Annotated in this window: 23 protein-coding genes; 3 read left to right on the forward strand and 20 right to left on the reverse strand. The window is 39.3% G+C overall.

The window, feature by feature from the left end; all coding sequences use genetic code 11:
* Window position 1 precedes the first annotated feature (1 nt).
* Entirely contained in the window at window positions 2-1030 is a 1029-nt protein-coding gene (locus HWV00_RS12100; RefSeq protein WP_211681555.1) for an AraC family transcriptional regulator, read from the reverse strand.
* A gap of 460 nt (window positions 1031-1490) precedes the next feature.
* Between HWV00_RS12100 and HWV00_RS12105 the strand changes: the two genes are divergently transcribed.
* Window positions 1491-3263, forward strand: coding sequence for an acyl-CoA dehydrogenase family protein (locus HWV00_RS12105; RefSeq protein WP_211681557.1), 1773 nt, complete (start codon window positions 1491-1493; stop codon window positions 3261-3263).
* 147 nt (window positions 3264-3410) lie between these two features.
* On the opposite strand, the gene HWV00_RS12110 is transcribed toward HWV00_RS12105, so the two are convergent.
* From HWV00_RS12110 to HWV00_RS12160, 11 genes are all read right to left on the reverse strand, one after another.
* Window positions 3411-4118, reverse strand: coding sequence for a PhzF family phenazine biosynthesis protein (locus HWV00_RS12110; protein ID WP_255554519.1), 708 nt, complete (start codon window positions 4116-4118; stop codon window positions 3411-3413).
* Window positions 4119-4440: 322 nt separating this feature from the next.
* Window positions 4441-5682, reverse strand: coding sequence for a trypsin-like serine protease (locus HWV00_RS12115; RefSeq protein WP_211681559.1), 1242 nt, complete (start codon window positions 5680-5682; stop codon window positions 4441-4443).
* A 2-nt stretch (window positions 5683-5684) separates the two neighbouring features.
* On the reverse strand, window positions 5685-6329 hold the full coding sequence (locus HWV00_RS12120; protein ID WP_211681561.1) for a hypothetical protein: 645 nt from the start codon (window positions 6327-6329) through the stop codon (window positions 5685-5687).
* 183 nt (window positions 6330-6512) lie between these two features.
* Window positions 6513-7502, reverse strand: a complete 990-nt coding sequence (locus tag HWV00_RS12125) for an alpha/beta hydrolase (protein ID WP_255554520.1) — start codon at window positions 7500-7502, stop codon at window positions 6513-6515.
* 65 nt (window positions 7503-7567) lie between these two features.
* On the reverse strand, window positions 7568-8365 hold the full coding sequence (locus HWV00_RS12130; RefSeq protein WP_211681565.1) for a class I SAM-dependent methyltransferase: 798 nt from the start codon (window positions 8363-8365) through the stop codon (window positions 7568-7570).
* Window positions 8366-8493: 128 nt separating this feature from the next.
* On the reverse strand, window positions 8494-8919 hold the full coding sequence (locus HWV00_RS12135) for an MAPEG family protein (RefSeq protein ID WP_211681567.1): 426 nt from the start codon (window positions 8917-8919) through the stop codon (window positions 8494-8496).
* Window positions 8920-9007: 88 nt separating this feature from the next.
* Window positions 9008-9469 (reverse strand): GNAT family N-acetyltransferase, encoded by a 462-nt coding sequence (locus HWV00_RS12140; protein ID WP_211681569.1) that lies wholly within the window; start codon window positions 9467-9469, stop codon window positions 9008-9010.
* A gap of 60 nt (window positions 9470-9529) precedes the next feature.
* Entirely contained in the window at window positions 9530-10000 is a 471-nt protein-coding gene (locus tag HWV00_RS12145) for a GNAT family N-acetyltransferase (RefSeq protein WP_211681571.1), read from the reverse strand.
* Between the two features lie 31 nt (window positions 10001-10031).
* Window positions 10032-10259: a DUF6434 domain-containing protein gene (locus HWV00_RS12150; protein WP_211681573.1), complete on the reverse strand. Its 228-nt coding sequence runs from the start codon at window positions 10257-10259 to the stop codon at window positions 10032-10034.
* Window positions 10260-10302: 43 nt separating this feature from the next.
* Window positions 10303-10503 (reverse strand): hypothetical protein, encoded by a 201-nt coding sequence (locus tag HWV00_RS12155; protein ID WP_211681575.1) that lies wholly within the window; start codon window positions 10501-10503, stop codon window positions 10303-10305.
* A 43-nt stretch (window positions 10504-10546) separates the two neighbouring features.
* The gene (locus HWV00_RS12160; protein ID WP_211681577.1) at window positions 10547-10933 is read right to left on the reverse strand and encodes a DUF4440 domain-containing protein; all 387 of its coding nucleotides are present in this window, start codon (window positions 10931-10933) and stop codon (window positions 10547-10549) included.
* A gap of 354 nt (window positions 10934-11287) precedes the next feature.
* On the opposite strand from HWV00_RS12160, the gene HWV00_RS12165 reads away from it, so the two are divergent.
* Entirely contained in the window at window positions 11288-14386 is a 3099-nt protein-coding gene (locus tag HWV00_RS12165; protein ID WP_211681580.1) for an ABC transporter transmembrane domain-containing protein, read from the forward strand.
* A gap of 44 nt (window positions 14387-14430) precedes the next feature.
* Here HWV00_RS12165 and HWV00_RS21645 read toward each other — a convergent pair whose 3' ends face one another.
* A complete protein-coding gene (locus HWV00_RS21645; RefSeq protein WP_211686540.1) occupies window positions 14431-14736 on the reverse strand; it encodes a GFA family protein in 306 nt (101 codons plus the stop codon).
* 133 nt (window positions 14737-14869) lie between these two features.
* On the opposite strand from HWV00_RS21645, the gene HWV00_RS12175 reads away from it, so the two are divergent.
* Complete coding sequence (locus HWV00_RS12175) at window positions 14870-15970, forward strand: site-2 protease family protein (RefSeq protein ID WP_211681582.1); 1101 nt, start codon at window positions 14870-14872, stop codon at window positions 15968-15970.
* 132 nt (window positions 15971-16102) lie between these two features.
* On the opposite strand, the gene HWV00_RS12180 is transcribed toward HWV00_RS12175, so the two are convergent.
* The 7 genes from HWV00_RS12180 to HWV00_RS12210 all read right to left on the reverse strand — a co-directional run bounded on the left by HWV00_RS12180 (window position 16103) and on the right by HWV00_RS12210 (window position 21062).
* Window positions 16103-16468 (reverse strand): VOC family protein, encoded by a 366-nt coding sequence (locus tag HWV00_RS12180; protein WP_211681584.1) that lies wholly within the window; start codon window positions 16466-16468, stop codon window positions 16103-16105.
* Window positions 16469-16539: 71 nt separating this feature from the next.
* On the reverse strand, window positions 16540-17367 hold the full coding sequence (locus HWV00_RS12185; RefSeq protein ID WP_211681586.1) for an NAD-dependent epimerase/dehydratase family protein: 828 nt from the start codon (window positions 17365-17367) through the stop codon (window positions 16540-16542).
* 44 nt (window positions 17368-17411) lie between these two features.
* Window positions 17412-17621 (reverse strand): DUF1801 domain-containing protein, encoded by a 210-nt coding sequence (locus HWV00_RS12190; RefSeq protein ID WP_211681588.1) that lies wholly within the window; start codon window positions 17619-17621, stop codon window positions 17412-17414.
* Between the two features lie 30 nt (window positions 17622-17651).
* On the reverse strand, window positions 17652-18533 hold the full coding sequence (locus HWV00_RS12195) for an NAD(P)-dependent oxidoreductase (RefSeq protein WP_211681590.1): 882 nt from the start codon (window positions 18531-18533) through the stop codon (window positions 17652-17654).
* Window positions 18534-18704: 171 nt separating this feature from the next.
* The gene (locus HWV00_RS12200; RefSeq protein WP_211681592.1) at window positions 18705-19280 is read right to left on the reverse strand and encodes a YdeI family protein; all 576 of its coding nucleotides are present in this window, start codon (window positions 19278-19280) and stop codon (window positions 18705-18707) included.
* 534 nt (window positions 19281-19814) lie between these two features.
* The gene (locus HWV00_RS12205; protein WP_211681594.1) at window positions 19815-20255 is read right to left on the reverse strand and encodes a hypothetical protein; all 441 of its coding nucleotides are present in this window, start codon (window positions 20253-20255) and stop codon (window positions 19815-19817) included.
* 141 nt (window positions 20256-20396) lie between these two features.
* The gene (locus HWV00_RS12210) at window positions 20397-21062 is read right to left on the reverse strand and encodes a hypothetical protein (protein ID WP_211681595.1); all 666 of its coding nucleotides are present in this window, start codon (window positions 21060-21062) and stop codon (window positions 20397-20399) included.
* Window positions 21063-21118: the final 56 nt, after the last annotated feature.

Below are 21118 nucleotides of genomic sequence, written 5' to 3' on the forward strand. Positions count from 1 at the left end.
GTCAACTTGATTGATTTCGATAATGCAGTGGGCAACACCCAAACCATTGCTTAAATGCACGAGTAAAATTAGGGGGATCTCGATAGCCTAATTCAAGTGCAATCTCCACAATCGTCATGCTCGTTTTCAATAAAAGATGCTGTGCTCTTTCTTTTCTAATATCTTCAATTAATAGCCGAAAGCTGTATCCTTCCGCTTTTAATGCTCGCTGAAGACTTCGCGTTGATTGATTATAAGACCCAGCGACGTCTTCTAAACTGGGCATTTGTTCAGAGGCTTGCCTTAATGAATCTTTGATCCTATCGACAGTATTAATTGATTGCTCAGCTCGAATAAGATTTTTATTACAAATATCAATTAAAGATTCATCACAATCAACCACATACTCAGTCACCATAGGCCGGTCTAACCAAGCCTTAGGAAAGTGTACTTCATGATATTCGGCGTTAAATTTAACGCTACTGGTTAGCAAGGTAATATAATCGTCAAAGTAATCAGGCTTTGGTTTTGCCAGTGATAGTTTGATTAATGATGTAGGGAAATTAAACATATTCAACTCTGCAATAAATCCACTGATCACCAAATCAATAATGAAGCTCTCTGCATCACCGAGATACACCAAAGGCTTAATACGAAAGACCGCAAAACCGCCCTGCTCTGTCAGTGAAATATCCGTTAAATAAGCCGTTGTTTTATAATAAAGAATGATCAATCGCAGGCTATCACGCAAATTAGCCTGAGAAATGGCTGCATGTCCCATAATTTGAAATGAATTAGGCCCAAGGCTTTGACCAAGTGAAATGCCTAAGCCATTATTCTTGGTAATCCGCAGTGCATACTGAATGATCTTAATAAACTTACTCGCCGGTATTCGAGTGGATGGCGTCATAACCTCTTGTGCTGTCAGACCACTTTCACTAAGAAGAAGAGATAACGGAATAGTATGTTTCTCCACAAGGTAGTCAATCAGTAACGCCGGACCAAGTACCGGAATTAAGCGTGCATTAAGTACTTCATCAACTTTTAGCATCTTCTTATTGACTCCTATGGTAAATATTCCGGTTATTCAGCCAGAAAATACATCACAATAAATCGTTATTAATAACCTAAATTATTTACTCCACAATGTCGATGTGACTGACGTAAACTTACAGTCCACTCTCAAAAACATCTCATTTTACGCGCCTCATCACCAAACCTATTCACATTTTGAGAACTCACAGCGACACACTTTTAAAAACCACGAAAACGATTCTGAACCTATATATCCAACCTTATCTGACCTCAGTCACTCAGTAAAAATTCCACGTTATCAAATTTAAACGCCCATTTAAGCGTGTCGTAAAAAGATACGTTTATAGGCACAAAAAGCTATTCTGCAACAACTCTCAGTCCGTTAAAGTAAAGTCATGAGTTAGGATTTGAACTCGCACTAACATTACTATTTAACATGGAAAATACTTTTAAAATGGTATCAGGGAGAACTACTTATGAAATTACCAGATCTACCCAAAGAGATTATTTTTAAGAAAAAAGTGGCAGCGACACCTTCCGCTATACGACGGAATATTTTAGTCAACCCGAAACTAGATAACTACGATCATCTTGATGAAAAGTCGCGGGAACTCGTTAAAAAAACGATCGCGTTTTTCGAAGCACGCGGCAAAGCAAAGATTAAAGAAGATGAACGTGCATACACTTGGTATGCAGATTATTTAGATTTCGTGAAACAGGAGAAACTCTTTTCAACGTTTTTAACACCTGCTGGCTACGGTGATCAAGATTGCCGTTGGGATACTTATAGAAACTGTGCACTTAACGAAATTTTTAGCTTTTATGGGCTATCGCACTGGTACTCTTGGCAAGTCACTATATTAGGCTTATTACCAATCTGGATCAGTCATAACGAAGTAGCGAAAACACGCGCAACCAAGCTTCTAAAAGAAGGCGGTATCTTCGCATTTGGCCTCTCTGAAAAAGAACATGGCGCCGATATTTACTCAAGTGACATGTACTTGACTCGTCAAGAAGACGGAACATATCTCGCCAATGGCAGTAAGTACTATATTGGTAACGGCAACAAAGCCGCATTAGTATCGACCTTTGGTAAAATAACCGGCACCGATGAGTATGTGTTCTTCGTCGTAGAATCACAGCACAAAAACTATGAACTCGTCAAAAATATCATTAACTCTCAAAATTATGTCGCGGAATACAAACTAAACGATTATCCAATTCGTGAAGAAGATATTTTGGCTAAAGGCCGTGAAGCATGGGATATGGCACTTAACACGATTAACGTGGGTAAATTTAATTTAGGCTGGGGGTCAATTGGCACCAGTACGCATGCCTTTTACGAAGCAATTAACCACGCCTCACATCGTCGCCTGTTTGATCATTACGTGACTGATTTTGTACATATCAAACAACTCTTTAATGAGTCTTACGCGCGATTAACAGCAATGAAACTATTTACCCAACGTGGTGTTGACTACGTACGTTGTGCCAGCGCTGACGATCGCCGTTATTTATTATTTACACCTATGGTTAAAATGAAAGTAACCACTCAAGGCGAAGCGGTAGTAGACCTACTATGGAATGTGATCGCAGCCAAAGGCGTTGAAAAAGACATGTTCTTCGAAACTGCGCTGAAAGAAATAAGAACACTACCAAAGCTTGAAGGAACAGTGCATATCAACATGGCGCTTATTCTCAAATTTATGGGGAATTATTTCTTCAAACCAGCGGAGTACCCTGTCATTCCAACAATGAGTGCACAGGCAAATGACACGTTCTTATTTAATCAAGGTCAAACAAGAGGATTAAGCAAAACGCGTTTCCATGATTATCGTGAGACATACAACAAGTTTGATCTCCCGAACGTGAATATCTTTAAGAGACAGATCCGTTTACTGAAGGTACTACTCCTTGTCGCGAAACCAGACAAAGAGCAAGCCAAAGATTTTGACTTCTTATTAAATCTTGGTGAACTGTTTACCTTAGTCGTATACGGACATCTAATTTTAGAGAATGCCGAAATTAAAGGTATTGAGAATGACATGATTGAGCAAATCTTCGATTTCATGGTTCGTGATTTTTCTAAATTCGCATTACAGCTCAGTCACAAAAGTTGTACAACTCTGGTTCAACAGACGATTTGTGATCGTATGATCAAACGTCCGACCGTTGACGAAGAACGCTACAATCGAGTCTGGGAGAATTACACTTATAAAATGAAAGACCAGTACGAAATGAATCCATAAATAAAGGGGGTATCACTTTCCTTCGGACAGGCCATAACAGTGCCAGTTCGAAGGAGCCTATATCATGATCCATTTGATTCAATAAAGTCGTTACTTGTCCACGATGGATAGCAGTAAGAAGTAGTTTTGTATATTCATCGTTCCTCATTACTTTATGGAGATAAGTTCAGTTCGTTCTTTTACATAGGCTGATATTAAAATTGATTCTTGAGAATATACTTCAAGCCTAAAATAACCACCAGCGCGTGATAATTGGCGCACATTGAGCTTAGTTACACCCATTTTATCAAACCAATACGGCGCTAAAGAGCACTGAGCAGTGCCCGTAGCTATATCTTCCGGAATGCCAACTTTAGGAACAAAATATCTTAATACATATTCACCAGGATTTCCCTGAGCCGTAATGATAAAGCCATGATAATCTTCAATTTCACTGATAAGATCAAAATCTGGCTTAAAGTGAGAAACAGCCTCTTCTGAATCAAGGACAGCAACAAGGTCGCGAGTCCCAAACACATCTATAGGTGATAACCCTAACGCATTAATAATTGAATTTGATTTAACAGGTTTAGCTTTCCAACTTGGCAGTTCCATTTGATAAAGATCACCTTGCTGTGAAACTGTAATATTTCCATACTCACTTTCCAGCAATATTTCACGCTTGCCTAACCTATCAATGAGTGCAGCACCAGCACCTAAACTGCCGTGTCCACAAAGATTTATTTCACTCGTCATTGAAAACCAACGTATATGATGACGCTCATTATCTTCGACAATAAATGAGGTCACAGGCTGGGCAATCTCCTTCGCCAGTGTGAGTAACGCTTGGTCACTGAGCCATTGATCGAGTAACACAACACCACAAGGATTACCTAAAGCGGAATCATCACAAAATACATCATATCTATAGACGTTAATACATCACCTTCCTTGACTGAACATTCACGCGACAAAACAAGATCTGAGTGGCACTCATCGAGTACTTAAAATACCTTACCAACTAAATACCATAAGGTAAATGCTTGTCTAGTATTAGTTTGTTGTCATGTGTATGAAGGGAAGCGACTGACAGTGACCCATATGTTATGAATGACGAGACATACTGTATTCATGAAAAAAGCCAGAGTATCTACAACTCTGGCTTCTGCTTTATTAAAATCGAGATTAAAAATCTAATTTAGTTAATTTGCTTTACCGCGACATAGTCAAAGACAATGCGTTCGCCTTTAAAGTCAGGATCATTACGCTCTGCTTCTGTCAGCACAGGTATAACCTTAATATCAACCTCATCATCAGGTGCAGTAAAAGTATTCACCACGATCTTCACACTATCACTATCACTATCAACTTGGTTAACATCAATTGATTTTGCTACTTTATATCCTTCAACGACCAGGTCAAATGAACGTGTTGTCGCCGTTTTTGGTAGTAACATTTCAATTTGATATTGCGTGCCCGCATTCACATGGAAAACACTTTCACTCCCACCATCTTCGGTGAAAAATGTTTTTTCAAAATTAGCATTATCGGCATGATGATATGAATAACTTGCAGCATAATCAGCTCTATCTTCTAACTTGAACTTGGCATCTTCAAATCGAGTCTCAATAAGATTGACATAATTGTTCTCACGAATGGTTTTGTTAACCCAGTCATTGTAAACCGCTATCGATGGATAACCCGTACATGCGCCACTTGCTCCGCTTGCAACACCTAAAATAGTTAACTCTTTTTTCTCTTTATCATAGGTATAAACACCGCCACCTGAGTCCCCCATAACTGGACTGGTTTCAAGCGGTGTCTCGGTTAGCAACGATACTTCACCATCCGGAGTCTGGCTTACATCGCGATCCATACAAATCGTCACGCTGGTATCATTATAACTGCTCAGTTTATTTGTCCCACAAACCTCACCATTCCAACCACCGTAGCCACACTGCACAACGTCCATACCATCTTTAAGATCAGCGGTTGTACCGCTAAAAATCTTCGCAGGAACAACGCCTTCAAAAGGTTCAGGTAAACGCATCAGTACAATATCAACATTATCGTCTTCAATGTACCAAGTGTTTTTAACACCCCAAGGCGTTTCTTTGATCATATTTTCTTGTTTCATCGACGTTTCAAAACGAGTAAAACCTTTTTCAGTAACGGCTGTAAATTCCTCCACTTGTGCGCCTGCTGTAGGGCAATGCGCGGCAGTGATAACCCAATGGTCTGCAACAACAGTACCCGAGCAACCGCCCCAACCAAACACTCTAACACTGGCACTAAATTCATTATCTGCAATAAATTGTTTATAAGATTGAATATCTGCCGTTTTGATACTCTCTTCACCTTGTCCTGCAACAGCAAAAACAAGTGCATTGGCATTAAAAGAAGCAACGACTGCGAGACTTAATATGATTGAATACTTCATGACTAATTCACCTTATATAAAACAACAGCATCTAAATATATTTCTTTGCGGGCGTCATTACCTGAGCCAACACGTCTAAATACATTCACATTCACTGGCTCTGATTCATAATTAAAATCAATCAGTGTTCGCTGTGCAGTATAAGGAGAACTACCTTGGGCCAATTGTAGATTTTTACACTCGCCACTTTGACAAACTTCAACACCAAAACCACCGAGGTTGGTATGCGTGAATAAGCGAGCTTGGTAATCTCCTTCCTCTGCCGGATTAATCGAAAAGCGAATAACGCCACTTTCTAATTCATCACTTACCGCGCGATAACCAGCGCTGTATTCAGAACCCTCGGTGTTAAGTTGAGTTGTCGTATCTTGAAAATGATATGCATTGGTTTTTTTTACTTTATCGCCTTCCGCAATAACCTGTAAACCAGACATCGTCCATCCAGAGAATGCCTGACCTTTGAGATGGACATCGCTCGGTGTATTGCCATTTGAGATCATGTAAGAGTTTGAGCTAGAAACATCACGATTCCAATGCCCTAACGATGACCAACTTGCTGGATGACTATATGTTTGCTCTGTTGTTAATTCTGCAGAAAAAGCAGAAAAAGAGCTTACAATAGACATTATTAATATACATTTTTTCATTGTTAAATCCTTTTTAAAGTCCCTATAGAACGAGTGGATAATAGCAAAAAGAAACATAATAATGACAATGTCTGACAGGAGCTTACAAATGTAGGCACTTTTTTGGAAGTGACTGATAATACTTACAATAGCGACTTAACAGGGTCGTTTTTTATTTCACCTTTCTTTGTTATTACACGATAATTAAACAGACTGATTAATCCCTATCAACCAATTTTTAACCACTAATTGAACATCAGTACCAACAACGACCCCCATGTGGGTGACATCAGGTAACAGCGAGATCTCGGCAAGCGTATATGCAGATATAACAGGTTCAAATTGCTCAGCAATAAAAGCTTCATCAGCGGTTCCTGCGACAACTAATACTGGCTGCGTAATAGTACTGAGATCTCTTTTATAATCCCGTGGAGCATAAGCCGTGTTAAGTCGATGAGAATATAGCAATGTTTCAGTACCATCTCGCGCTTCTTTTGGCATGTTAAAAGAAATTGCCGCCAAGAAATCGAAACGATGAATCCCCATCATATTGAGCATACTTAGTCCAATAATACGACCAGTATAAGGATTCGCCCAACCACCAGAATTGGCACGTGTCGTGGGGGCATTATATTTTAGGAAGGGAGATAATAAAAGATACCCATCTGCTTGCTGTGCATATCGACTTCCAGCAAAGCGTATGGCAAGGCCGCCTCCAGATGAATGTCCGCCGATAACGATCTTCGCATTGGGGTGAATCTTTCGTATGTGCAGAATTAAATCAGCTAAATCATCTTCCAACTGATCAATGTAATCCACATCGCCTCTTCGCTCCGGTGTTGCACCATGCCCTCGTAAGTCAGGTGTATAGACTTCAGCCAAGCCTTCGGTACTGATAAACCTAGCCAAAGAGAAGAAGTATTGGCTATGCCAACCAGAGCCATGCAGTAAAATAAGTACTGTATTAGATCGCGCGGAATAGTGCCGATAATGAATATTTTGACCATCTCTAGCCGTTACAGTTTGCAGACGTGGTAGGCTTGTGTAATCAAAGAATAGTTCGTTGAAATCCAAACTATGTTTGTCCTGACGGCTTTGCTTCCCCTTGCCAAAAATGATGAGCATAACGGCAATACTAAATTGAATCACCACAGAGATGACTAGCAAATAAAGAATTGTTAACAATATACCCATCAATGTCTCATCCTAATCCCTATAAATAACGATATGTGCCGTGATGCATTACCTTTGCTGTATTGTTAACAGGTCTTTCTCGCAATCACTAAACCATGATTACTTGAACCTAATAGCGATGGGTCATCACACGTTTTTAAATGATAGCGCAACCATGTTTGATATTGTGATGGCGTGAAACTATTAACACCAGATGCGATGTATCGGTTAAAACCATCAGTAGCAACATGACGTAATGTGCTAAATCCATGTTCAGTGACAAGGTGCTCAATTTCGGCTGGCATTGCAAAATAGCCGACATTAAAAAAGCTATCCGCTAATGGATTTGGAACCAGTCCCGTTTCTAACAGAGTTGATAACACATCTGGAGTCACGAGTTCAGGAAAGTGTTGAGCAAACATACCAGCGACAAAATAACGAGAGATGTAAGCAACAGCTAAAACACCATCAGGTTTTAAGATACGATAAGCCTCTTCGATTGCTTGGTCACGTTCTTCTTGGGTTTGTAAATGATATAGCGGCCCAAGAATAACGCAAAGATCATGTGAATTACTGTCGATAAATGGAACTGAACAAGCATTACCTTCATGTATTGCGAGTGTTAAACCTTGGTCTGCCGCATTACGCGTTAAAATATTTACTTGTTCAGGCGCAAGTTCGACAGCGGTGGTATCACAGCCCATTTTTGCAAAGGTAAGTGCGTATTTTCCTGTTGCAGCACCTTGCTCTATCACTTTAGCTTTAGGTGTCAGATACTCTGCCAATACATGCATTGTGGTATCAAATTCAATTTGGGTAATGAACTGCCGCGTAAGGCGACTATCTTCATCAACACCCGTATATTGGTCGATTAATTCTTGCATTGAAATTCCTTTTAAAGACGATAACAAAGACCATACGTAGTACTCATGGATTTATTAACTGAGACACCAACTTAAAAACGTCTTTATTAATGTGGGCTAATGTGACGTTCATATCTCTCCTCATTTATCTACAACCCCATTATATCAATGTTCAAAGCACTCCGAATAACCATCACCCACAGTGCGATTGATGAAAGCATATAGAGCGGAAACCTTATTGAAACCTGATTTCCAGTACACTGCACAGCACTGTGTAGTGTACGTAAAATAAGAAATCCATATGCGCAATATACATACGTATTATCCACTTGATTTGTCGACACTAAAAACAAGCAAAGCGCATAAAAAATGACAGGTAATTCAAAAAGGTTCTTCAGATTATTAGATGCATGATTAACGGATTCAGGTATTGCTGACGTTAACTTTTCTGGCGTTGCAATGGTATCCGGGTCAATCGAATTCTGAGTAATCCAAGTTAACCGCTTTGCATACATCACGAGCCATACAATGAGTGTAAGTAGCATCATGCCTATAAATGGTATAAAAATATTCATTAAAAATCCTTTTTATTAAATTAACGTCCTGTTAATTACGGTTTAAAATTCGCTATATATTGAAGAAACTAAAGCCGTGGGAAAAATTCTAAAAGTAAGACGGTATGCCACCTAAATCAACGTCTATTGATTTCTGTTTGTACATACATTGATTCTCATTAGGAATACGCTGAAAACCCAATTTTTCATAAAATGGATATCCAATATCACTATGAAGAAATATCATATTAATGTCTGTCGAAGTAAACAGCTGAGTCACAATTGAATTAATTAATTCTTTTGCGTAGCCCCTTTTTCGACACTCAATACCAGTAGAAATAGAGCCAATACCGCAATTATATTCATCGAGTTTAAATTGATCGTGATATACAATTAAAGCACTAACAGGTAGCCCATCCACAGTTAAAACATACCACTGTCCCTGAGCATATTTTTTACTATTCCTGCACCCATTAAGATAATCGGCAATATTAGAATCATCACCCCAAACGTCATAACCCATAAGATAAATACTATCCATGTCAGACTTATTTGCTTTTCGTACGAACATTTGACAAACCTTATGAAGCAACTCGAACTACCATGAAGGATACCGACACACCATGACTGGTTAGTCGATGATTGACAGCGACATTATTTTTGACTGCGTGTGAAAGCCTAGGTTTTTATAGAAAGCTTGCGCCTTGTCATTAAACGCCATCACCTCAAGTCTTATTTCGTTAGCACCAGAAGATAGCGCCCATTTTTTGCATTCAAGCATCAGGTTTTTACCTAACCCTGAATCTCTATTTTTTTGGTCAACGACGATAGTACCCACTCGGCATATTGGCGCTTTACTCAAGAATGGTATCGCTTCATTTTGAGATATTGTAGCTGTTAGAAAACCTGCGACGTGGTTATCAATCATCGAAACAAGAAATAACCGTTCTGGATTATCTAGAGCCTTAAGCAGAAACTCTTTTTCCTCCTTTGAAGGCTTACAGAAAACTGTAGGCGCATGCTCAAAATGAAACTCCCCAATCTGCTTGTTTAACTCAACCAATCCATCTATATCATCTACCGTTGCTTTTCTGATATTCACTCATATTCCCTTATATGTTGATTGCTACAAATCAGAATTGATCTTTCTTTTTTACCTGTCGGATTAACCATTCCTGCGCAGCATCCTCCATAGTAGAACCTTCCGCGTTCTTCATCCACAGCATAAAACCCCGATCAAATTTGAATCCATCACCACATTTAACTTTAAAATACCTACGTACATTTTGAGTATGCTTATAGGTATGATTAATCACGGTACAGTCTAAAATATCGCTTTTATGCCAATCAAAGTTATCCATAACGTCTACCTATTCCCAATTAAAACTTGTTATATGCCACAGTTTAAGACGCAATAACATAATCAATGATTACACCGTAGCAACTGTAAACAATGACAATCAACCCTATATATCTAATTACCTTCAAGAAGTTAGAACTGAAGTTTAATTTTGTAGTGACAATCATTTTACCATGAGACATTTGAACAAGAATAACACCGAGAGAAAGTACAAAGATCACATTTATCCAGTACTCTAAATTCATAGATTAACCCCAAGAAAAGTTTATAACACCATAAACGCAGACACTAAGGTGCATCAGTATTGATAATGTTGAATGGTTCACAAACAGTACCTTGATGGTATTTCAATTGCCAATGTGTACCATTTAATACCCAAATGGATGAACGCTTTGCAAAGTGGCTAAGATTACCGGTTTCATCCACTGAAACAGATTGATACAAAAGTAACTGAACGGATGATTCTAACGGAATACATTCATAATCTTGAGAATGAATAGATCCATTTGATGGTTTTTCGTTTTCCATCATTTCGATGATAGACAAATAGTCATAACTTAAGCCTGATTCACCGACCTCTTTAAAGTCACAATGAATTAACCGAGATATTTCAGACTTACATTGTCGGGTTTCATACTGATGTAATGCGATTTCTTGTTCGATCAAAATATCCATTTTCCACCTCGACATATAAAAACAGGAAGTTTCAACATTACTCATAAATAGATACTAAATATTAATAACGTTTAAATCAAATAAACGTACGTGAAAAATAAAAACAATATTCATATCACTCGATATAAATAGACAAGTAATACATAACATCACTATATTTGAATAAAGCATATTTTTATTTATGTAAAATACATTTTCCAGTATCAAACAACTGCCTTTAATAAAAACGGCTCTGATTATTCAGCGACTAAATATACCGCTAACGACATGTGTGTCGTTGATATTAATATTGATATACGTAAACTACTCGACTTACAGCATTTTAATAGTTTATATCGCAAAGGAACCGACAAAATGGAAAAGAGTCTTTTTCAGTTTATCTGGAAATATTCAAAGAAAAATCAGTTGGCTCTATCAGCTCTTACGCTCCTGACGTTCCCAATTTTATACATTTCGCTAGAGTTACCCAAACGTATTATTAACGATGCGATTGGCGGCACAGGCGAAGATGTGTCTTTACTGGGCGTAACATTAAGTCAAACTGAATTTTTAATGATTCTTTGTGTTGGTTTTCTATTAGCCGTATTAGCTAATGGTCTATTAAAGATGAAGTTAAACACCATGAAAGGTGTATTGGCAGAACGATTGTTACGTCGTTTTCGTTTTCAACTTGTCACCCGCATTTTAAGATTTCCACGCTCGTATTTTCGCACGACAAGTCAAGGTGAATTAGTGTCGATGGTGACATCAGAAGCTGAACCGATGGGCTCTCTGATGGGGGATATGCTGTCACGCCCTATCCTTCAAGCTGGACAAATGTTAACAATTCTTGCCTTTCTATTTGCACAAAGCTTCTGGTTTGGTCTTGCTTCCATCACGTTAATACCTGTGCAGGCATGGATAATTCCCAAATTACAACGTCAAATTAACTTGTTGAATAAAGCCAGAATACAAGAAATTCGCAAACTGGCTGCAGATATTGGTGAAACAGCAGCTGGTGTCAGTGATATACGCATGAACGGCGGGATGCGTCACAGGCTGTCTTTGTTTTCTAATCGTTTAGGTAACTTATTCGGCATTCGTTTCGATATTTATCAAAAGAAATTCTTCATGAAGTTCCTCAACAACTTCATCAATCAATTAACGCCCTTCTTTTTCTACTCTGTTGGTGGTTATTTAGCGATTCAGGGTGAGATCACTGTCGGTGCTTTAGTCGCTGCACTTGCTGCTTACAAAGACCTATCATCCCCTTGGAAAGAGTTACTGACGTATTACAATCAAACTCAAGATATGGCACTGCGTTGGGAAGTAGTAACCGAACGTTTCTCATCCACAACATTAGTAAAAGACGCTTTATTTGATGGTGAACCCGATACACTCACAAGCCTTAACGGTGACATTGAGTTGAAGGGGATAACGGTACGAGATGAAGATGGCCATACCGTATTAGAAGATATTAATTTAACCATACCTAAAGGCGCGCGTGTAGGAATTAAGACAAATAACGAGGCTGCCGCGCTCGCGTTTGCAGATGTATTAACACGCGAGGTCATCCCACTGCGAGGGACTGTAAATATCGCGGGCCATAAGTTGAATGATTTACATCAAACAGTTGTCGCCAGTCGTATCGGATATGCCAACTCTAAACCGTACCTATTTCAAGGAACGCTTGGTGATAACTTATTGATGCCATTTAATTATGAGCCAATTCCGAGCACTGATACACCCATAGATATAGACAGTTGGAGAAAAGAGTCTGCGCGCGCTGGTAACAGTATTGACCCATTTGAAACAAACTGGATTGCTCCGGAAATGTCTGGTTTTCAATCCTGCGATGAGATCAAAGACTGGTGGTTCCAATTGGTTGAAGCAATGGGTACCGACGACACTATGGTTCGTAGGGGCTTAAGATCACGCCTTGATACAAACCTTCAACAAGAACTGGTCGAAGCGATTGTACGTTTGCGCCCTGAAATAGCGAAACGATTAGAAAAAGCGGGATTAAATGATATTGTACATGCTTATCATCCTGAAAAATTCAACCCAGTATCTCCTTTAGGTATTAACCTGCTTTATGCAATTCCGACAAAGGTACTCACACAGGTCGCGCTGTCGCAAGAGGATAACTTCGTCCAACTACTGCAAGACGAAGGGATTGCAGACTACCTTGCACACATGTCAGCCACTCTCATCGAAGGCCTTTCAGAAACATTTGGCACTGATGGTACAGATCACCCCTTATTTCGCCGCTTAAATATGGATGAAGCGCTTTATCATCGACTTAGAGTAATCGTAGCGAAAAGACGCTTAGTTGGGGATAGTGGCTTACCAGACGAAGACTTTGCATTAATGCTGACGGTATCTTTTGCGTTCTCCGCTGAACAGATTGGTCCTGTGTTTACAGACTCGTTCAAAGAGCACATTTTGCAGATCAGAATGAAGAACTCCACTGATATGGTGGAAAAATTCAATGGCCTGTTTAACTCAATAGACCCACAACAATACTTTCCGGTTATGTCGGTACTTGGCAATGCCATTTATGGTCGTATTTCCAGTTTGGCAGGTGCTCGAGAGAAGTTAATTGAGGATACCGTTGTCGATGTGTTAACCGAACATGGTCTAAGACGTTTAGTGGCACAATCCATCTATGATGTGACGACAACGCCGGGCGGCGATAACCTTGCGGCTGTATTTAAAGAGCGTGTCGCGTTCAGCCGAGCTGGTATCAAAAAACCCGATATTCTTATTCTTCGTAACGCATTGGCGAGTCACGATGGCGACGCTCGTGCGTTAATGCGTGAGCGCATTAGTACATTGATGCCCGACACCACCAAGATTTTCATTGAGAACCAATTCCACAACCCTGAGAACTATGATTTATATGTCGAAATTGTTGATGGACGTATTGACGGTATTGCACGTCAAGATGAGCTTCAAGATGACGATTCACGTCAAGACTTAAGACGTAAACTACGCGTGGTAGCGGAAACCGAGTTATTTGGTGGCCTTGATCGCAAGCAGCAACGTCTACTGGCATTTAGCGCGCAATGGTACAAAGCAAAATCGGGACAAGTTATATTTACAGCAGGAGAAGAAGCTGATGCGTCTTACTTGTGTGTAGAAGGTTCTTCTGGACTATATTGGCCAGAAAGCGCGGGCGAACAACGCTTAGTATCTGAAATTCTACCTGGACGATTGATTGGCGATTTAGCCGTCATTCATAAACAACCTCGTCTATTAAACTTAATTGCTTTAGAAGACTGTGTATTCTTAAGAATCGGTGCCAGCGAATTGTTAGCCGTTATCGAGAATGATGCCATGGTTGCCGCAAACCTGTTACGTTCCGTATCTGCACACTTGGCAGAAACGGCAACAAGCATGCGTTCAATGCGCACATTTGCGATGGAGCAAGGTATAGACTTCACTGAATTTGATAAACAAAATCAGGACTAAGCACGAAATGAATACCTGCTTTCTCCGCACTGCAGGTGTTCATTTTACTCAAACTCAAGGTACTCGGGTAACTGACTATTCAATGAATACCACGTCGCTTTTTGCGAAACCAAAACATGACTTATTTCTTTTGTTTTAGGGTCGTCATCTAATGAACCTAAACGTAAAACGATGTGCTTAGCATCCTCTTTTTTAGCATATATGTGTCTGGCACAATTTGGACAAAAATATCTATTTTTACCGGGCGATGATTCATAACATCCTAGTGCAGAATCACTACGTAAAAGAAAATCCTTGTCTCTAACAGCTGCTACACTCGAAAATGCAGCCCTGCGATCATGAATGGTTATTCACGTAAAATAGACCGAAATAGCTTACCGTTTGTCTCTTTGCTATACTCGGCCATCGACAAACACGCTGTGACGACAGTTACTTAAACTCTATTTACTCGGCATAACGACCGCATAAATACAAAGGCTTAACTTGGAATTATTAAACATTGACTGCCTTGGCAAACCGCTACGGCTGGAAGGCTCCCTAGCGGGCTGGCAACAAGTATTTTGGGACGACAAACTCGTATCGGTGATCAACGCCTCTAGTGAAAATGAGGGCAGTAAATCCCATGAGTTTGAACTCAGCCAGCACAGTGATGATGCACAAACACCAGCCAGCATTATCATCAAACTCACCACTGACCTGCTCTGGCAACCCTTTAAAATAGACTATACCTTGTATGTTAATGACCAGCTAATTAACCAAGGTCAACGCGACACAAAAGATATTGAACGACAAACCCCGCAACATCCTGTTGCCGTAAAGCAAAAATTTAGCTTGATTGGTTTAGGTTCGCTGGCATTAAAGTTATTAAAAAGTGCCAAGGTGATTAAGGTTGTGTTGGCAGGTGCCAGTCTAGCGGCTTATTCGTGGTTATTTTCATGGGAGTTCGCTCTCGCCTTAATTGCTTGTCTGGTGTTTCATGAATATGGCCATGTTAAAGCCATGAAATATTTTGGTATGAAAACCAAAGGCATCTACCTGATCCCGTTTATGGGTGGGTTAGCATTAGGCGATGATAAGATTAATACCCGCTGGCAAGATATAGTGATCTCTATTATGGGTCCCACCTTCGGCTTGATCATGTCGCTGTTGTCTCTTGTCGCCTACTGGATCACAGGCGAGATATTCTTTGCCGGACTGGCCAGTTTTAACGCCTTACTGAACCTATTTAACCTGTTACCGATCTTACCGCTCGATGGTGGTCATATTCTCAAAAGCATTAGCTTTTCGATGAACAGTATCGTAGGTTTAGTTGCTTGTATCGCTGGCGCTGTAGCAGGCATTTTCATTAGCTATAGCTTAGGTCTTGCCTTGCTTGGCTTCATGCTGTTAATTGGTAGCGTTGAGATCGTATTTGAATGGCGTAGTCGTCATCAGAGCCACCTATTGCCCCTCGATAAATACGGACAGCTGTTTTCAGCTATCTGGTATATAGCTACAGTAGGCGCACTTATTGGCGTAATTTGGTACTTTGCAGGTATGGGCGATGAGTTACTTTCCCTACCATTGCAGATATTACAAAGCTAATGTCCACCAGCCTATTGCGACTGATTTACTGCAATGGGCTGGTTATCGGTATTATTGTCACCCGCTAAAACAATCGTTTTATAGTAACCAAAGAACCAATGTATAACGCGTTATTCTAACTAGGTAGCACGCTTAAATATTTTGACCTATTCGCCACAGAACGCCAGATGGGTCTGTAATGCAAAAGTCTTTCGCTGCCCAAGGCTGAAGCTCAACTGGTGTTATTTTAATACCATATTTTTCTATAACACCACTTTCATGCATATGCGCCCACCAAGAATCTACGTCTTGAACAAGTATGTGCATCATGAAATTCTCCGCCTGTGATTCAGCGCAGTAATCTTGTAATAAAAAACTTACATGATCAAAATAAAAGTATGCAACACCGCCTCCTTCAGATCCAATCGTAAAGCCTATATCTTGGTAAAAACGTTTTGATATTTCAAAGTTCTTAGATGGAACAAATGCTTTAATTTCTGTTACTTTCAGATTACTCATGTGACTCCTTGTACACGTAACATCCTGTGAGGCTAATAATGCTGTTGGGTAAAATTCGTTTGAAGCTCTTGTTATGTATATTGCTCTAAATACTCGGTTATTGTGTATTTTTCTGTGAAGTATGGGCTAATCGGTAAATTAAGATTAAGTTTTTCAATATCTATAGCGCCAGAGCCATTACGTATTTCAAAATCGTCCCAATTTGTTTTGCAAACACGTTCAATAATTGAATTCTTATAAAGTAGATCTGCAAACTCCTCGGGTGTATAACCTTTTCTTTCTGCAATGATGTGTTGGCGTGAATCAATATTACTTTGGGACACTAATGTATAATAAAAATCAGCCACATCGAATACATGAACATACTGATTATAACCGATACTAGGCATTGCAACTGTAACAGATGAATTTTTCCAACCTTCAATAATACGACGCATTTGACACAAATTACCGCCATAAATAATGCTCGGGCAATAAACAACATGCCAATTTAAAGATAAAGAATCATGTATAGTTTTTTCGTCATCTTTGACCATTTCAAAAGGACGTAAGATGAAATCATTTAGCTCTTTTTCATTTGCATGACCAAATAGCCAAACACCTGAAGTATGTATTTTTTTTGCCGTTTTTGACGCAAAAAGGTTTAAATCTGAAAGTAGATCTCTCTCAATCCGGCTAATCTCTTCAGGCGTGTATCTTTTCCAATGTGCACGGGCACAATTAATTACCACATCAAAGCTCCCGTGCATTTCAGTATTTTTACTTGAAATATTTCTACTGTCACATTTATCGCTAGTACCATCTCGGCTATAGACATAAACATCAACACCTTTAGCTTTGAATAAGTCTCTTACATGACTTCCAACATATCCATTTGAACCTGCAATAAGTAATTTCATACTACCTCGGGAATTAGATTTACATATAACGCTTTGTAACCAGTTTATCTCTCTGGTGATTTTTGTTTCCAGTCAAAGCGTACCGCACTACCCGTTTTTACAAAATAGCTAGGCTCACCCCATTTGAGAGTTTCTTCCACCTCACCTAAATTGTGCTCATGAATAATGTCGAGCACCAAAGAACGAAGTTCCAGTAATATAATTTTTACGTGTTCAGGATAGCCGTCAAATTTTTCTTTAACTACAAGTTGCATTATAAACTTCCCTATTCATATAACGCCCTGTTAACTACATTTTGAAATTGGCAGTACTTCTGCGGTTTCTGTGTCTAGCATTTCCAAGACACTTTCAAAACCATGTATAGGCAGCCAACCTAATTTTTCCTGTGCTAACGATGAATCATAAACACGGTCTAAGGTTTCGGGTAACGGCCACCCTCGCAGTCCAAAAGCTGACGCTATTTCAGGGCACTTACTTGTAATAACTGAACTAGCATTGCTGTAAAGAGTCCCGCAATCTAATGAGTTAAACGGTGTTGTTCCTGAAATTATAAACCGAGTAAAACCACTTAAGTGATTTTCCACTGCACATAAATGAGCATTTGCTACGTCACGCGCATCTATACCACGAGTTAAGCGAAATATTGCCATTAAGTCAGCTGGTTCTGGAAAACACCTAGACATTTGTAACACTGTCACTGGAAGGTTGAACAGATTTGAAATTTCTTCGAGTTTGTTTTCGGCTACAATTTTGCTTTTGTGATAAATGGATTTAGGTTGAGGAGTAACTTGCTCGTTCACCCAACCAGCAGTGCCTTTAGGCGTTGAGGCATAACCATACAACGCAGTTGTACTGGTAAAAATGAAATGCTTAACGCCTGCTTTAATACCAGACAAAGCCAGTTTTTCGGTTGCATCTACATTGATAGACTGAAACTCTGAATCAGGTACTAAACCAACATGAGGAGCATGAAGAGCTGCTGTATGGATAACAACGTCGATATTATCAAGAGCTTCACTCATTAAGGCACTATCACGAATATCACCAACGAAATCAGCCGTTGAGCAAGGTGTTTTATCAATGCCAACGACATCATGTGTCCGCATTAACTTAATATAAATTGCACGCCCCACTCTACCCGCAGCGCCTGTTACCAATATTCTCATTTACTGTACCTTACTTATTATTGACCGCAAAGCAGCTAACGCCTCATTAACTGGCGTGTAGCTTAGTATTTTTGCGTTTGTTTGTCTTTTGCAAAACAATGACAGCCTTTTACGTGTCCGCGTTTAACGACTTGTTATACCAATTACCAATTACCAATTACCAATTACCAATTATTTAGGCTTTTCTTCATTTACAAGCATTGCCATATATTTTGTAAATCGTCTTTGCCTAGTTTCAGATTTTTTCGCGCTTGTTAAGCCGTATGCAATAACATAACGACTAGATTTATTGAGTGTTTCGAAGAATTCTTTTACTCTAGGTTGTTTATCCAATTCAGCTAAGAAATCTCCGGGTACTTGCATTTCACTTACCACATAAGCATTTCCCCAACGGCCATCAGCCTTCGCGGAACGAACATGAACAAGCCCTGATTCCTGCATACGGTTATCCTTCATTAAGCGTTCAACATGTTCAGTGTTTCTTTTAGACCAGTTACTTTTTACTTTTCTTGGAGTTATACGTTGCAGATAGGCTTCGTCATCAATCGATTTTTTCACGCCGTCAATCCACCCCCAACATAAAACCTCTATTACTAGATCATTCCAGTCAATACTTTGAATGCCAGTATGCTTCTTGAATATCTTCACCCACAGCTCTTTTTCACTAGCATGGTTCACCTTAAGCCATTGGTTAAGGTCTTTCGGTGAATCAAAAGTCATGATTTTAAATGCATCTACATCAAGCATATAGTAAAACTCTCTTCGGCATAAAGCTCAAATGATGGGTAAATATCAGTTGGTTAAAGTAAGCGACGTAGGAGCAAAAAACAACTGTTATTTGTCTTGATTAAACGGTACCAGCCAAGTGTAATTTATCCCGCTTGAACAACTTGTTATATTCAACTCTATCACCATGCCTTGAGAGCGTCTAGATGACTGTAAATACTCGTATTATTTGAGCCTAGTGATTTAATTGGTATTTTAAGAATGCGTTAATATGAATCACTTGATTAACTATAATCGTAATTTTTTTCACTCTGAACGCCTCATTTACGACGCTAAAAATATAATTTCTGTTTATAGAGGAGTGTCGTTACTTGCGTTACTTGCGTTATTTGCGGTACTTGGGGGGACTAGTCTTGAGTTAGATTGATTTAAGGGATGGCATATGACTGAAGGAAATAAACCTTTAAATATAACTCCAGCTTAAGCGGACAAAAAGTATTGGCTATAATTGTGGAGCGAAACGTAGCCAACTTTTTTGTTCTTTTTAGTGACTTGTTATAAGCAATTTACACTCAACAATGAATTCAGCTTCTCTTGGTTTTCATAACCACCAACAACAACCCGTTGACCGTTATGGGTTTCAATTATGGAACTAGAGAATTTGTCTATGGAGATATTTTTAACCTCTAACAATTTAGTTGAAAGGCTAGCTTCCCCACAGTCTAATGTAAGAGTATTAGTTGATGTATTAACTTGAGCAACCATCCCATTTTTTACTCTGTCAGATTTTAACAGGTTTCGTTTAAATTTAATGTAATGATGAGAAGTAACAAGAGTAAAGAAAACTATTGGAAGTAAAAACATGAATGATTGGAAAATAGCACCAAAGATCAGCATTGCTATAGAAGATCCAGCATAGACTTCAATTACAGGCTTTCTATATTTTTTCAACTCATTTAAAACATATGAGTCAGATGTTTTGAATTCATGCAGCACGCAACTTCCTATTGCTTATAACGCCCAATTAAGGTGTGAAGCACGCGACCACAACACTCAAACTAGGCGCCGTAATCACTAAACTAAACCCAAACCAAAAATGCCAAGCGTGCTGAATCACTCTTGAATTGTTTGTTAGCCTTATTCTATATCGAACAAAAACATAGACTTAAAACCACGACTAATACGATGTTGAATAGCTTCATGCAACTGGCTATGTAATTCATCAAATCTCTTTTTGTGGCTAATGACTTCGCCCATATTCTGCATATTACCACTGACAAAGTGATACAGCTGACTGTTCAATGCTGAAGAGACAACACTGATACTATCAAGATATTGATTCATTGACTCATAGTTTTTTATTGCGCTGTCATCTAGACGGACATTCCAGAAGCTAAGCTCACGGTTAGACTTATAAAGGCTTCTTCTCGCTTGGTACAAGTTGCCCCAAACATTATTGAGGTGCTCTACACGTTTGATTGATACGCTTTGATCTTCGACGACAACCCCAGGAGCTGGACATATATGATCATAATGAAAGCGCAGTTCATGTAGGTTTTCTTCAATTTCATCGATCGATGCGACATACCTCTTAGCCGCAATATATGAATCTTCTTTTCGTTTGTTGTTTAACCACTGAAAATAGGTATAGAAACCAAATGTAAAACCAAGAAAAGTGACGATTAGCGTACCAATATCAGTCCACTTTACTGAATCAAACATAGATTCGCGGTCAGTTACCCCAATAAAAAATCCAACGGCTATTAGATAGATCCCAGTAAGCCCAATAACTACTTTCTTCACTACTCAGAAACCTTAATGTGATGAATTCAAATATAAAACTAACGCCCGCCACAGCA

The sequence above is a fragment of the Moritella sp. 24 genome, assembly GCF_018219155.1.
GTDB lineage: Bacteria > Pseudomonadota > Gammaproteobacteria > Enterobacterales > Moritellaceae > Moritella.

Coding starts and splice junctions, on each gene's coding strand:
- HWV00_RS12100 (WP_211681555.1), bottom strand. CDS start 1,030: ATGCTAAAAGTTGATGAAGTACTTAATGCACGCTTAATTCCGGTACTT.
- HWV00_RS12105 (WP_211681557.1), top strand. CDS start 1,491: ATGAAATTACCAGATCTACCCAAAGAGATTATTTTTAAGAAAAAAGTG.
- HWV00_RS12115 (WP_211681559.1), bottom strand. CDS start 5,682: ATGAAGTATTCAATCATATTAAGTCTCGCAGTCGTTGCTTCTTTTAAT.
- HWV00_RS12120 (WP_211681561.1), bottom strand. CDS start 6,329: ATGAAAAAATGTATATTAATAATGTCTATTGTAAGCTCTTTTTCTGCT.
- HWV00_RS12125 (WP_255554520.1), bottom strand. CDS start 7,502: ATGGGTATATTGTTAACAATTCTTTATTTGCTAGTCATCTCTGTGGTG.
- HWV00_RS12130 (WP_211681565.1), bottom strand. CDS start 8,365: ATGCAAGAATTAATCGACCAATATACGGGTGTTGATGAAGATAGTCGC.
- HWV00_RS12135 (WP_211681567.1), bottom strand. CDS start 8,919: ATGAATATTTTTATACCATTTATAGGCATGATGCTACTTACACTCATT.
- HWV00_RS12140 (WP_211681569.1), bottom strand. CDS start 9,469: ATGTTCGTACGAAAAGCAAATAAGTCTGACATGGATAGTATTTATCTT.
- HWV00_RS12150 (WP_211681573.1), bottom strand. CDS start 10,259: ATGGATAACTTTGATTGGCATAAAAGCGATATTTTAGACTGTACCGTG.
- HWV00_RS12155 (WP_211681575.1), bottom strand. CDS start 10,503: ATGAATTTAGAGTACTGGATAAATGTGATCTTTGTACTTTCTCTCGGT.
- HWV00_RS12160 (WP_211681577.1), bottom strand. CDS start 10,933: ATGGATATTTTGATCGAACAAGAAATCGCATTACATCAGTATGAAACC.
- HWV00_RS12165 (WP_211681580.1), top strand. CDS start 11,288: ATGGAAAAGAGTCTTTTTCAGTTTATCTGGAAATATTCAAAGAAAAAT.
- HWV00_RS12180 (WP_211681584.1), bottom strand. CDS start 16,468: ATGAGTAATCTGAAAGTAACAGAAATTAAAGCATTTGTTCCATCTAAG.
- HWV00_RS12185 (WP_211681586.1), bottom strand. CDS start 17,367: ATGAAATTACTTATTGCAGGTTCAAATGGATATGTTGGAAGTCATGTA.
- HWV00_RS12190 (WP_211681588.1), bottom strand. CDS start 17,621: ATGCAACTTGTAGTTAAAGAAAAATTTGACGGCTATCCTGAACACGTA.
- HWV00_RS12195 (WP_211681590.1), bottom strand. CDS start 18,533: ATGAGAATATTGGTAACAGGCGCTGCGGGTAGAGTGGGGCGTGCAATT.
- HWV00_RS12200 (WP_211681592.1), bottom strand. CDS start 19,280: ATGCTTGATGTAGATGCATTTAAAATCATGACTTTTGATTCACCGAAA.